General features: G+C 43.9%; 12 protein-coding genes. 8 read left to right on the top strand and 4 right to left on the bottom strand.

Going from position 1 to position 12,177, the window contains the following annotated elements; all coding sequences use genetic code 11:
* Nucleotides 1-501 precede the first annotated feature (501 nt).
* Genes FTW16_RS24585 through FTW16_RS20450 form a run of 3 tightly spaced genes read left to right on the top strand, consistent with a single transcriptional unit; the run spans nucleotide 502 to nucleotide 3,224 of the window.
* Nucleotides 502-723 (top strand): ferrous iron transport protein A, encoded by a 222-nt coding sequence (locus FTW16_RS24585; protein WP_060982221.1) that lies wholly within the window; start codon nucleotides 502-504, stop codon nucleotides 721-723.
* Nucleotides 724-2,997, top strand: a complete 2,274-nt coding sequence (feoB, locus tag FTW16_RS20455; protein WP_186728097.1) for a Fe(2+) transporter permease subunit FeoB — start codon at nucleotides 724-726, stop codon at nucleotides 2,995-2,997.
* Entirely contained in the window at nucleotides 2,994-3,224 is a 231-nt protein-coding gene (locus tag FTW16_RS20450; protein WP_146492303.1) for a FeoC-like transcriptional regulator, read from the top strand. The genes feoB and FTW16_RS20450 overlap by 4 nt, the downstream gene beginning before the upstream one ends.
* A gap of 64 nt (nucleotides 3,225-3,288) precedes the next feature.
* Here FTW16_RS20450 and FTW16_RS20445 read toward each other — a convergent pair whose 3' ends face one another.
* The 3 genes from FTW16_RS20445 to argS all read right to left on the bottom strand — a co-directional run bounded on the left by FTW16_RS20445 (nucleotide 3,289) and on the right by argS (nucleotide 6,433).
* On the bottom strand, nucleotides 3,289-3,816 hold the full coding sequence (locus FTW16_RS20445) for a YqhA family protein (RefSeq protein WP_146492302.1): 528 nt from the start codon (nucleotides 3,814-3,816) through the stop codon (nucleotides 3,289-3,291).
* A gap of 137 nt (nucleotides 3,817-3,953) precedes the next feature.
* Entirely contained in the window at nucleotides 3,954-4,382 is a 429-nt protein-coding gene (locus tag FTW16_RS20440) for an HIT family protein (protein ID WP_146492301.1), read from the bottom strand.
* A gap of 317 nt (nucleotides 4,383-4,699) precedes the next feature.
* Nucleotides 4,700-6,433 carry an arginine--tRNA ligase gene (argS, locus tag FTW16_RS20435; RefSeq protein ID WP_146492300.1) on the bottom strand — a complete coding sequence of 578 codons (1,734 nt, stop codon included), beginning with the start codon at nucleotides 6,431-6,433 and terminating at the stop codon, nucleotides 4,700-4,702.
* 350 nt (nucleotides 6,434-6,783) lie between these two features.
* Here argS and FTW16_RS20430 point away from each other — a divergent pair, with 350 nt between their 5' ends.
* Complete coding sequence (locus tag FTW16_RS20430; RefSeq protein ID WP_146492299.1) at nucleotides 6,784-7,380, top strand: VOC family protein; 597 nt, start codon at nucleotides 6,784-6,786, stop codon at nucleotides 7,378-7,380.
* A gap of 178 nt (nucleotides 7,381-7,558) precedes the next feature.
* Here the strand turns inward: FTW16_RS20430 and purU are convergent, their stop codons facing one another.
* On the bottom strand, nucleotides 7,559-8,392 hold the full coding sequence (purU, locus tag FTW16_RS20425; protein ID WP_065205162.1) for a formyltetrahydrofolate deformylase: 834 nt from the start codon (nucleotides 8,390-8,392) through the stop codon (nucleotides 7,559-7,561).
* A 301-nt stretch (nucleotides 8,393-8,693) separates the two neighbouring features.
* On the opposite strand from purU, the gene FTW16_RS20420 reads away from it, so the two are divergent.
* The 4 genes from FTW16_RS20420 (at nucleotide 8,694) to FTW16_RS20405 (ending at nucleotide 12,141) form a co-directional block, all read left to right on the top strand.
* Complete coding sequence (locus FTW16_RS20420) at nucleotides 8,694-8,894, top strand: hypothetical protein (protein WP_146492298.1); 201 nt, start codon at nucleotides 8,694-8,696, stop codon at nucleotides 8,892-8,894.
* Nucleotides 8,895-9,054: 160 nt separating this feature from the next.
* Nucleotides 9,055-10,983: an ATP-dependent DNA helicase gene (locus FTW16_RS20415; protein WP_146492297.1), complete on the top strand. Its 1,929-nt coding sequence runs from the start codon at nucleotides 9,055-9,057 to the stop codon at nucleotides 10,981-10,983.
* 59 nt (nucleotides 10,984-11,042) lie between these two features.
* Nucleotides 11,043-11,744: a tRNA (adenosine(37)-N6)-threonylcarbamoyltransferase complex dimerization subunit type 1 TsaB gene (gene tsaB / locus FTW16_RS20410; RefSeq protein ID WP_146492296.1), complete on the top strand. Its 702-nt coding sequence runs from the start codon at nucleotides 11,043-11,045 to the stop codon at nucleotides 11,742-11,744.
* A gap of 91 nt (nucleotides 11,745-11,835) precedes the next feature.
* On the top strand, nucleotides 11,836-12,141 hold the full coding sequence (locus FTW16_RS20405; RefSeq protein ID WP_017074520.1) for a hypothetical protein: 306 nt from the start codon (nucleotides 11,836-11,838) through the stop codon (nucleotides 12,139-12,141).
* The last annotated feature ends 36 nt before the right edge of the window (nucleotides 12,142-12,177 follow it).

Raw genomic sequence — 12,177 nt, 5'->3', positions numbered from 1 at the left:
TACGAGATACGAGATACGAGATAGTAGGAGGAGTTTAAAAAAGTTTGTAGGGTAAAACAAAAGGAAGAAAAAAATATCGTGGCATAGCCGGGGGGACTATACCACGGGTGCCAATGACACCTTCGCTTGCTGCCGGAGTGATATGGCGAGCCACATCACCTCTGGAATAAAATTAAAGAGAAGGAATTTCTCTTCGATGGAGTAACTATACGTCTAGGTACTTATTTTACTTATAAAATTAACGACAGATGCCTATGAGAAAACCGACATTATCTTAAGTGATTGATAAATAATAATTTGTTGTTGGCTGGGTGGTTTTGTACTAGTGAGGTAGTTCTCGTAGGTTGTTGAAAGTAACGTTTTTGACGTAAACGTTTTTAACGAAATTTACGAGTGTGTATTTTCGAAAACATTGATTTCACACAATAGAATTGTGGGCATGTATGTGTATCATAGCGTTAATAACAATCTTTCTCATTATCAATCACGAATTGGGTACTTATGAAACTCTCACAACTAGAGCAAGGAAAGCAGGCTTCTATTGTTGCACTAACAGGTTTAACACCTGACGTAAGAAAAAAACTTATGGTCATGGGTATGTTGCCAAAAACTGAGGTGACGCTTATCCGCCGTGCGCCGATGGGTGATCCGCTTCAAGTTGAAGTGAGAGGTGTTTCTATCGCCATTCGTGAAAGCATTGCAGAACAAATCGAGGTTATCTAAATGGATTATCAAGTTCTTACCGTTGGTAACCCGAATAGTGGCAAAACAACACTGTTCAATGCACTGACTGGTGCCAAGCAGCATGTTGGTAACTGGGTTGGTGTAACCGTAGAAAAGAAAACGGGTTTGTACTCACACGCAGGTGACCAATTTCAGCTAACTGACTTGCCTGGTATCTACGCACTAGATAGTGGTAATGATGCAAATAGTATTGATGAGTCTATCGCGTCGCGAGCTGTTCTGACTCACCCTGCTGACGTGATCATTAATGTTGTTGATGCAAGTTGCTTAGAGCGAAGCTTATACATGACATTGCAATTGCGAGAGTTGGGTCGTCCAATGATCGTTGTATTGAACAAAATGGATGTATTAAAGCGTGAGCGTCAGGTGATTAACCTGAAAGCGCTAGAGAAAGAGCTAGGTTGCCCGGTTCTTAGCTTGTCTGCGAACGATAAAGGTCAAGTGGCTCGTTTCAAAGAGCGCCTGCATAAGCTTCTTGTTCAAGGTGTTAGCCTTGATCCTATCTCTATTAACTATGACGAAGCATTAGAAGCACTTATTCCTTCTGTTGAATCACACTTTGATGATGCTGATGTTTCTCACCGCGCGCTTGCGATTCGTGCTCTAGAAAATGATTACTTGGTGTTAAACGGTTTAGCTCCGCAAACACGTACTCAAATTGACAATGTGCGTCTTGGTGCAGAGTTTGATATCGACCTTGCGGTAGCAGACGCCAAATACACCTTCTTACACGATCTGTGTAAACGTGTTCGCCGTAGTGAAGGCAAACTCAGCCGTAATTTCACAGAGAAAGCTGACCAATTCATTCTGAACAAATGGGTCGGTATCCCTTTCTTCTTTGTCATCATGTACCTAATGTTCATGTTCTCTATCAATATCGGTAGTGCGTTTATCGACTTCTTTGATATTGGCGTTGGTGCAATATTGGTTGATGGTGGACACCATTTATTAGACGGACACCTACCAGTTTGGCTGGTTACTATTCTTGCAGATGGTATCGGTGGCGGTATTCAAACTGTTGCCACCTTTATTCCAGTTATCGCGGCGCTTTACTTGTTCTTAGCGGTGCTAGAAAGCTCGGGCTACATGGCGCGTGCTGCGTTTGTACTTGATAAAGTGATGCAAAAGATTGGTCTGCCGGGTAAGGCGTTTGTACCGTTAGTTCTGGGCTTTGGCTGTAACGTACCGTCAATTATGGCAACTCGTACACTTGACCAAGAGCGTGAGCGTAAGCTAGCTGCATCTATGGCGCCATTTATGTCATGTGGTGCTCGTCTACCTGTATACGCACTGTTTGCTGCGGCGTTCTTCCCTGGTGCTGGTCAAAACGTGGTATTTGCTTTGTACATCATGGGTATCCTTGCTTCTGTATTTACCGGTTTGTTCCTTAAAAACACTATCTACCCAGGTAGCAGCGACAGCTTAGTAATGGAAATGCCAGACTACGAGCTGCCAACTGTACAAAACGTGATGCTGAAAACGTGGCAAAAACTGAAGCGTTTCGTGCTTGGTGCAGGTAAAACGATTGTGGTTGTGGTAGCAATCTTAAGCTTCTTGAATTCTCTGGGTATGGACGGCAGTTTCGGTAACGAAGACAGTGAAAAATCAGTACTTTCTAAGGCAGCGCAAGTTGTGACTCCTGTATTCCAACCAATTGGTATTACAGAAGAAAACTGGCCAGCAACGGTAGGTATCATTACTGGTATCTTCGCGAAAGAAGCGGTAGTCGGTACGCTGAACAGCCTATACACAACGCCTTCTGATGAAGAAGCTGCTGAGTTTGATTTAGCGGCGAGCTTAGAAGAAGCGGTGATGACGATCCCTGAGAATCTAGCCGGTCTAAGCTACTCGGATCCTCTAGGTATTGAGGTTGGTGACTTAAGCGATTCAGGTGCTGTTGCCGAAGAGCAAGAGGTTGACTCATCTATCTTTGGTAACCTAAAAGACAAATTCGTTTCCGGTCATGCTGCATTTGCTTACTTAATCCTTATCTTGCTTTACACGCCTTGCGTGGCTGCGATGGGTGCTTACGTTCGTGAATTTGGTCAAATGTTTGCGCGATTCATTGCGGTTTGGACGATGGCGCTTGGCTACTTTGGCGCGACCTTCTACTATCAAGCGGCAAACTTTACAGCCCATCCTGTGACTAGTGCTGTATGGATGGTAGCGATTGCAGGTGGCTTTGTGATCACCTATCGCGTGTTCAAGAAAGTCGGCAGTAAGCAAAAAGCATTAGAGGTGCAAGTCGCATGATTTTAACTGAACTCCATCAGTACATTGACAATCAAGGTGTAGCGGCTCGTAAAGAGATCGCCACGAAGTTTGGTATGAGTGAAGATGGTGTGGATGCGATGCTGAGTGTGTGGGTCAAGAAAGGGAAAATATCCCGTTTGGTCGACACCAATAAACATGGTCATACGACGCGTGTTCGCTACACCATTAGTAAACAAGATGGTTTATCGCTGAATGTGATGATGTAGTTCAGATAGCTTGAATAAAAAACCGCAGCTCTTTAGCTGCGGTTTTTTGTTTGTGCTTATCTACTTAGGACTCTTTGGTTCCGCCTAGGCCGAGAACTTTAAGGCCGATACTAAGTAACAGTATTGATACAGGCAGGACAAGTATGTCCCATCCGATACTGTCGAAGTTGACGAGTACGAGCTCCAAAAACTTCACGAATAGAATGATGATAATCACTTCAGCCAAAATGTTTTTCAGATGGCCAATGTTGGGTGTTTTTATCCAGTTAAGCACTTTGTTCTTTTTGATCTGTTCATCATTTTTCGCCGCGTCACTTTTGTCTGAGATGAATAAAGTGAACACACCGTGAGAAAAGATGAAGAGTACAAAAGCAATCAGAAACGTATCTAGGGACTTAATTAAGTATGAGATCGCGATGTCTGTGGTGTCTAGATGTGCCAGTGATTCTGGCGGTACCTGGTTGAGCATAAAGATCGCAAAAGCAGAGTAGGTTTTGGTTGCTCCCATAAAAAACAAAAGCAGTGAAGCAAGCATAGAACAGATGATGGCGATCCAGCTGATATGACGAAATAAGTTGAAGGTTTGTTTCATGATGCTCTCTCTATGTTGTGTGCAAGAGAGTATACTCGGGAGTCTTTGTTGTGATAATGGTGTGTTTTTGTGAATTATTATTACATATTGGTAATAATGATAATGCCTAGAGGTTAGGCATTACCTTACTCACAACATTAAGCTTTTTTAAAGATAGAGCTTAGTGACAGCACATTCTGAATACGAGTCAGGATAGCTGTTTGATCTTCGTCACTGCGTTGTTCACCTTTAGTGTTTCCCCACACCGGGCCAGGCCACGCAATATCATCTTTGAAGCGTGCTATGTGGTGGATATGCAGTTGTGGAACCATGTTACCTAGTGCGCCTAGGTTGAGCTTATCTGGCTGGAACGTCGCTTCTAATGCTTGGCTTACTGCTTGAGATTCGTGTAAGAACTGCTGTTGTTCTTTCATTGGTAAGTGGTGCAACTCTTTCAGGTTGGCACGTTTTGGTACCAAGATAACCCAAGGTACAGCGCTGTCTTTACTTAGTAGTGCTAAGCACAATGGAAACTCGCCGATAAGCGTAGTGTCTTTTGCAAGTTGCGGGTGAAGTTCGAAGCCCATGATCTTTCCAATTAATTGTTTTAGTTGAGTATAAGGTTGGAATAGGAATGTGGCTAGCGCTTACGATCTCAATAAGCAGATTCCATATCACGTTCGTTCCTCATTGTAGAGGATGACGGGTGGGGAAATAGGTTTCGTCATCTCCTATAGCGACGAAGGAGCGGAGTAGGAGAGCTCTGCGACGGAAGTCTGTGGGCAGCTCGATAGCTAAGTAAATATAACCTCCAAATAAAACAAAAGGTTGACGCTTTCACGCCAACCTTTCTAATTATCTCGAATCTCGAATCTCGAATCTCGAATCTCGAATCTCGAATCGCTTACATGCGTTCTAGAGTGTCGATACCTAGAAGCGATAGACCTTGCTTGATAGTCTTCGCTGTGAGTGCAGCAAGCTTCAGGCGGCTCTGCTTAACAGCTTCGTCTTCAGCAACTAGGATTGGGCATGCTTCGTAGAAGCTAGAGAATTGACCAGCAAGTTCGAACAGGTAGCTACACATGATGTGTGGTTGACCTTCACGAGCAACAGACTGTACCGCTTCTTCAAACTGTAGAAGTTTCGCGATAAGCGCTTTCTCTTTCTCTTCCGTGATTTTGATTTCACCTGCAAGAGAGTCCATAGAAATACCAGCTTTAGCAAATACAGAAGCAACACGAGTGTATGCGTACTGCATGTACGGTGCAGTGTTACCTTCGAATGCAAGCATGTTGTCCCAATCGAACACGTAGTCAGTTGTACGGTGCTTAGAAAGGTCTGCGTACTTAACCGCTGCCATAGCAACTGTATTAGCGATCGCTTTCTTCTCGTCTTCTGCTAGTTCTGGGTTCTTAGATTCGATTAGCTGCGCTGCACGAACTTCTGCTTCATCAAGAAGATCAGCAAGACGAACAGTACCGCCTGCACGAGTCTTGAATGGTTTACCATCTTTACCAAGCATCATGCCGAACGCGTGGTGCTCAAGAGAAACAGATTCTGGGATGTAACCTGCTTTACGAACGATAGTCCAAGCTTGCATTAGGTGTTGGTGCTGACGTGAGTCGATGAAGTAAAGTACGCGGTCTGCGCCTAGTTCTTCAAAACGGTATTTTGCACAAGCGATATCAGTGGTTGTGTAAAGGAAGCCGCCGTCACGTTTCTGAATGATAACGCCCATTGGGTCGCCATCTTTGTTTTTGTATTCGTCTAGGAATACAACCTGTGCGCCGTCATCTTCTTTAGCAAGACCTTGCTCTTTTAGGTCAGCAACGATAGTTGGAAGCATGTGGTTGTACATGCTTTCGCCCATTACGTCATCACGTGTTAGAGATACGTTTAGACGATCGTAGTTGCGTTGGTTCTGAATCATTGTTACATCAACAAGTTTCTTCCACATCTCTGCGCAGAACTCGTCGCCGCTTTGTAGTTTAACAACGTAGCCACGTGCTTTAAGTGCAAACTCTTCGTCTTCGTCGTAAAGCTTTTTTGATTCACGGTAGAAGCCCTCAAGATCAGCAAGTTCCATTGAAACTTCGCCAGACTCAGCTTGAACGCGCTCAAGGTTTGCGATAAGCATACCGAATTGAGTACCCCAGTCACCAATGTGGTTAGCACGGATAACTTTGTGACCTAAGAACTCAAGTGTACGAACAACAGCATCACCGATGATCGTTGAACGTAGGTGACCAACGTGCATTTCTTTTGCAACGTTTGGTGCAGAGTAGTCAGCAACAATTGTTTGTGCTTCAGCTGCTGCAACACCAAGACGAGAGTCAGCCAGTGCTGCGTCTGCTTGTTGTGCTAGGAATGCTTCATCTAGGAAGATGTTTAGGAAACCTGGACCTGCGATTTCAACTTTAGAAGCGATACCGTCTAGGTTTAGAACGTCCAATACTTTTTGAGCAAATTCTCGTGGGTTAGTGCCTAGTCGTTTAGCAACACCCATAACGCCGTTTGCTTGGTAGTCACCAAATTGTGGTTTTGCAGATTGGCGAACAGCCGCAGGAGAGCCTGCAGGTGCGCCAGCGGCTTCTAGAGCCTGAGATACTTTGTCATTAATCAGTGCTTGGATATTCACACGCGTTTCCTTCAATTCAAGGATGAATAAGAGTGGCCGTTATTTCGTGGGTATTAAATTTGGTTAATTATGCTTCGAGTTAACGATTTAATGCCGAAATGAACAACAGACTCTGTTTAAGTTCACAAAAATGGCGTTAATCATACCAATTTTGTGGGGTTTCTTATAGGTCGAATTGATAGAAAATTAACATTTCCTGAGGGGTTTTTGACAATCGACTTTGACCAAGCCAAGTTTGTCTATTTAGGAAAGTAAGACACCGTACTTTTTGAACGTTTTTTTATAAAAGTAACACTTGTTGCTGAAAGTAAAACTGATACCATGCAGCCATTATTTGGAGAACAAAGACAATGACGATGAGCCTGAAGCAAGCTGAACTAGAACCACAACAAATGATTGCGCGCCTTGATACGTTTATGGCGAAAATTGAGAACCTAGGAAATACATTGGGTTTGGATTTAAGCTTTGCTCAAGCGGATCATATTGCATTAAGAATCAATGACACTGATCTTGCGAAATCAGCACATCAAGCATGGTCTGAATACGGCTCTACGATTTCAGAAGCGATGGTTAACGGTCGTCCAATTGTGGTGTTGGCTTTCGATGAGCCATTGCAAAGCCTTGGTTGGAAGATTGAGTGCTTAGAGTTGCCATATCCAGCAGAAGGTAAAATTTATCCAAGCCAAGATTGGGAACATGTCGAGTTTGTGATTCCTTCTCACGCGCAAACAGCCGATCAGTATCTAGCGGATCTTAAAGAGACTTACCCGCAGTTCGCTGCTAAGTTTGAAACTTTGGCAGAGCAAGGTATTAAGATAAAACTCTCTAGCCCGAAAGGCGAGGGTGAACGTTTGAATAACCCAACGGTGGCTTTTAAACATCAAGGTATTTGTATTAAGCTACATCCACACTCTTTGAAGAAGGTTGTTGAATCTGAACAAGCTTAATTTGACTTGGGTAAGTTCTTAGATGAGATTCCTGAGCTCGCTTAGGCTCGTCGGAATGACGGGAATCTCTTAAAGCTGGTCTGATCATCAGATACAAAAAACGCGCGATGGGTAAACCCTATTGCGCGTTTTTTATTGGGTTCTAACTGGAGGTCTTACCGGAAATCGAATATCCGACTTACAGAATCACAGTCTTGTTACCATAAACAAATACGTGATCGTTAATCACTTTGTTTAGTGCTTTGCTGAGTACATTCTTCTCAACGTCACGACCCGCTTGCGCCATGTCTTTCGCGCTGAAGTTGTGATCCACTGGGATAACATCTTGTTTGATGATTGGGCCTTCATCCAAATCATTAGTCACAAAGTGCGCTGTAGCACCAATGATCTTTACGCCGCGCTCATACGCTTGTTGATATGGCTTCGCGCCAATGAAAGCTGGCAAAAAGCTGTGGTGGATATTGATGATCTTGTGGTTGTACTTTTCAACAAACCCTGGAGTCAGCACTCGCATGTATTTAGCAAGCACCAGATAGTCCGCCTCATACTGATCGATCACTTCAAGCATCTTCTTCTCATGTTCTTCACGGTTTAGTCCTTCGTGAGAAACATGATGATAAGGAATATCAAAACGCTCGGTTAAGCTTTGCAAAGTATCGTAGTTGCCAACAACAGCCGCAATTTCTACATCCAAACTGCCATCGAAGTTCTTCATCAGAATATCGCCAAGGCAGTGCGCTTCTTTGGTGACTAAAATCACTACACGTTTGCGAGAAGAACCAATGAGCTTACGTTTTGCATTCTCTGGCAGCGCTTGATCTAAATCGGCAAGCAAGGTTTCGTCATTGAAGTAACCCTCTAGCTCGGTACGCATAAAGAAGTGGCCACTAGTGTTATCAACGAACTCATTGTTGTGAATAATATTGAGTTGGTGCTTGTAACAAATGTTGGTGATCTTTGAGATGAGGCCTGGGGCGTCAGTACAATGTGTTAATAAAGTTTTTCTTTCCATCTGCATCTTACTTCCATGAAATGTTGCACTTGTTATATGAAATCGGGATTCTTCAAATTTAATGCAGGCTGTCGAACGGTGAACTGAGCCGCAATATCACCGTTATAATTAATCTATTATCAATTTGGTTTCAACAAATTCTGCTGCTGATTTATCGCTTTGATAAATTGTTTGATATAGAAATATCAGTTTTTAGATAGAAAAACAGGCAGAAGCTTCATTTTTTAAAGTTTTGACCGTAGTACGCATTTGAACTTCAACCGAGGCATTTACGCCTTGGCCAAAAATAGAGGTGATACTTATGGATAAAGAGTTATTAGCCAAAAAACTGTACTGCAAGCGAGTGAATTCATTGGCGGGTGGCACTGAGTTAGATGGTAATGTTCTAGATGAAATGTGGGAAAGCAAGACCTCGCCAACCGATGCTGTGAAGGCCATGCAACCTTGTGATAACCATTTTGAAGGTGCCTCTTGGTTGTCACGTTATCTAAGTCGAAAATAAAAACGATTCTCTGATTCTTACTTCTTCAGTTCTTACCTTTAAGGTAACTCAAGTCACGTCAAACCAAACCAAACACCTCCGGTGCGCAGTCATTCTTGATTCGCGCCGGCTCACTAAACCTGCCATAATTCGTCTTCTATTTTTCTAAACTTCGTACTCTATGATATCTAAAACGTTTTCTGCTGATGGTGCTCTGGGTAAAGCTATCCCAGGGTTTCAACCACGACAAGCTCAGCTAGACATGGCTGAAGCGGTTTCACAAGCTATTGAGCAACAGAGTCAATTAGTTGTTGAAGCGGGAACGGGTACTGGTAAGACCTTTGCTTATTTAGTGCCAGCGCTGCTTAGTGGCAAGAAAACCATCATTAGTACGGGGTCTAAAAACCTTCAAGAACAGCTGTTTCATCGAGATTTACCCTTGATGGTCGATGCGCTTGGCTTTTATGGTCAGGTTGCGTTACTCAAAGGGCGTTCAAACTATTTGTGTTTGGACAGACTGAGCCGTCAAATGATCGAGAGTCATGGCGCTCATACCGATCCAACACTGCTGGCTCAGTTAGTGAAAGTTCGTAGTTGGTCATCATCAACACAAACAGGTGATTTGGGCGATTGTGATGATATCGCTGAAGACAGCCCGGTTATCCCAACTATTACCTCGACCAATGACAACTGCTTGGGCAAAGAGTGCCCAAGCTACACCGATTGTTTCGTACTTAAAGCACGTAAAAAAGCGATGGACTCTGATGTTGTTGTAGTGAACCATCACTTGTTCTTAGCGGATCTAGCGATTAAAGAAACCGGATTTGGTGAACTGATTCCTGAAGCAGATGTGTTTATCTTCGATGAAGCGCATCAGCTTCCCGATATTGCTAGCCAATACTTTGGTCAATCTGTTTCGAGCCGACAGATAAATGAGCTCGCTAAAGACATCGAAATCGCCTACCGAACTGAAGCAAAAGATATGCGTCAGTTACAAAAGGTAGGGGACAGGCTCGTCCAATCTTCAGCCGATTTACGTATTGTATTGGGTGATACAGGCTTTCGTGGTAACTGGCGTGAGGCCTTAAAATCTGAATCGATTGCAAGAGAGTTAGTTCGTTTGCAAGATGCATTGCAATTGGCCGTTGATGTATTGAAATTAGCACTCGGACGAAGTCAGCTGTTAGATACCGCTTTCGAACGTGCAAACATGATTAAGTCGCGCATTGAACGTGTGTGCGATGTGTCGATTACGGGATACTCTTACTGGTATGACACAACACCAAGACAATTCGCTTTGCACATCACACCACTGTCGGTTGCGGATAAATTTCACGAGCAGATTGAGCTGAAGCCGGGCGCTTGGGTATTTACCTCAGCAACCTTAGCGGTGTCGGACGATTTCGATCACTTTACCTCTCGACTCGGGTTAAAACCGTCGGCACAGTTTTCATTGCCAAGCCCGTTTGATTACCCAAATCAGGCGCGCTTGTGTGTACCTAGTTATCTTCCTGAACCGAATAGCCCAGGCCTCGCGGATAAGCTAGTAAGAATGCTGACTCCCGTGATTGAGCAAAACCAAGGCCGCTGTTTCTTTTTGTGTACTTCACACAGCATGATGAAAGAGTTGGGGGAGCGATTCCGTGAAACACTCTCGGTTCCAGTGCTGCTGCAAGGTGAGACAAGTAAGCAAAAAACTTTAGCCGAATTCATGGAATTAGGTAACGCATTGCTGGTGGCTACTGGCGCTTTCTGGGAGGGGATAGATGTTAGGGGCGACGCATTAAGCTGTGTTATCATCGATAAATTGCCCTTTACCGCTCCTGATGACCCTTTACTTAAGGCTCGAATCGAGGACTGTAAGTTAAAAGGGGGTGATCCTTTTGCACAGGTACAGTTGCCAGACGCCGTGATTACCTTGAAACAAGGCGTCGGCCGATTGATACGTGACAAGCGCGATAATGGCGCTTTGATTATTTGCGATAACCGATTGGTGACTCGTGATTACGGTGGCATATTTTTGGCGAGTTTACCGCCTATCCCACGTACCCGTGACTTAGGGGTCATTAAAGAATTCTTAGCTAAAGACCATTCAATCTCTGCTGAGTAATTGGCATTGTTGAGCTTAGCCATTATTTTTAGATTAGATAACAGATATTTGAGACACAAATGAGCGCAAAAATTCTTGCAGTAGATACCGCAACTGAAAACTGTTCAGTTGCACTAGTAATTGGTGACCAGGTGTTCGCACGTAGCGAAGAGGCTCCTCGAGACCATACGAAAAAAATTCTACCTATGGTTGATGAAGTACTGAAAGAAGCGAATGTCGCTTTAACCGATATTGATGCTATCGCGTTTGGCCAAGGCCCAGGCAGTTTCACGGGTGTACGTATTGGTATTGGTATTGCTCAAGGCTTGGCTTTTGGTGCAGATTTACCGATGATCGGTGTCTCTACACTGGCTGCGATGGCGCAAGGCAGCTACCGTAAATTTGGTGAAACTCATGTTGCGACAGCGATTGATGCGCGTATGAGTGAAGTGTACTGGGCTCGCTACAGCCGCGAACAAGATGGCCGCTGGACTGCTGTTGATGCAGAGTGTGTTACACCACCAAGTGAATTGGCTACGCAGCTTGAAGCGGACTCTGAAACATGGGCAAAAGTAGGTACAGGTTGGGAAGCGTACGCAGAACACATGGATACGCTAGCGATCAACACCAAAGCATGTGAAGTGCTATTCCCAGAAGCTCAAGATATGGCTTTCCTTGCTCAATACGCTTATGCAGAAGGCAAGGCGGTTGCAGCAGAAGAGTCTGAGCCTGTTTATCTTCGTGATAAAGTGACTTGGAAAAAATTGCCTGGTCGCGAGTAAATACGTATTATTTTGGCTCTGCATTTACTTTGCAGAGTCGCTATTAAAGCCAGACACAAAGTCATTAGATTAGGTACAAAATTTCTTAAGCATGGTTTCAATAAACGGCTTACCTCCTTCTTCGATAGGTAATACATCCAAAACCAATCGAACCAATAAAAAGAATGAGGTAAAAAAAGGCGATGCAAAAACCTCAGTTGGCCAGCCAACTAAGGTCGCAAATGCTGTCTCGCATTCCATTCGTCAAGTCAAAGAGTCTGAAATTCATAAAGCTCAGGTTCAATATGATCTTCCAGAAGGGCGTGGACGACGTGCGATGGAAGAGTATATGGATGTAATGAATCAAGCTAAAAAAGAGGAACTTGCGAAGCTTATTGGGGTCGATATTTACATCTAGCTTTGTGCTTTCATTTATCCTGTTCTAAGGACCAGC

This window comes from Vibrio sp. T20, from assembly GCF_007858795.1.
GTDB classification, from domain to species: Bacteria; Pseudomonadota; Gammaproteobacteria; order Enterobacterales; family Vibrionaceae; genus Vibrio; species Vibrio satsumensis.
The sequence above is the reverse complement of the archived record's forward strand: the minus strand, read 5'-3'. Positions and strand labels throughout refer to the sequence as shown.

Coding starts and splice junctions, on each gene's coding strand:
- tsaB (WP_146492296.1), top strand. CDS start 11,043: ATGAGCGCAAAAATTCTTGCAGTAGATACCGCAACTGAAAACTGTTCA.
- FTW16_RS24585 (WP_060982221.1), top strand. CDS start 502: ATGAAACTCTCACAACTAGAGCAAGGAAAGCAGGCTTCTATTGTTGCA.
- FTW16_RS20420 (WP_146492298.1), top strand. CDS start 8,694: ATGGATAAAGAGTTATTAGCCAAAAAACTGTACTGCAAGCGAGTGAAT.
- FTW16_RS20445 (WP_146492302.1), bottom strand. CDS start 3,816: ATGAAACAAACCTTCAACTTATTTCGTCATATCAGCTGGATCGCCATC.
- purU (WP_065205162.1), bottom strand. CDS start 8,392: ATGGAAAGAAAAACTTTATTAACACATTGTACTGACGCCCCAGGCCTC.
- FTW16_RS20415 (WP_146492297.1), top strand. CDS start 9,055: ATGATATCTAAAACGTTTTCTGCTGATGGTGCTCTGGGTAAAGCTATC.
- FTW16_RS20430 (WP_146492299.1), top strand. CDS start 6,784: ATGACGATGAGCCTGAAGCAAGCTGAACTAGAACCACAACAAATGATT.
- FTW16_RS20440 (WP_146492301.1), bottom strand. CDS start 4,382: ATGGGCTTCGAACTTCACCCGCAACTTGCAAAAGACACTACGCTTATC.
- feoB (WP_186728097.1), top strand. CDS start 724: ATGGATTATCAAGTTCTTACCGTTGGTAACCCGAATAGTGGCAAAACA.
- FTW16_RS20405 (WP_017074520.1), top strand. CDS start 11,836: ATGGTTTCAATAAACGGCTTACCTCCTTCTTCGATAGGTAATACATCC.
- FTW16_RS20450 (WP_146492303.1), top strand. CDS start 2,994: ATGATTTTAACTGAACTCCATCAGTACATTGACAATCAAGGTGTAGCG.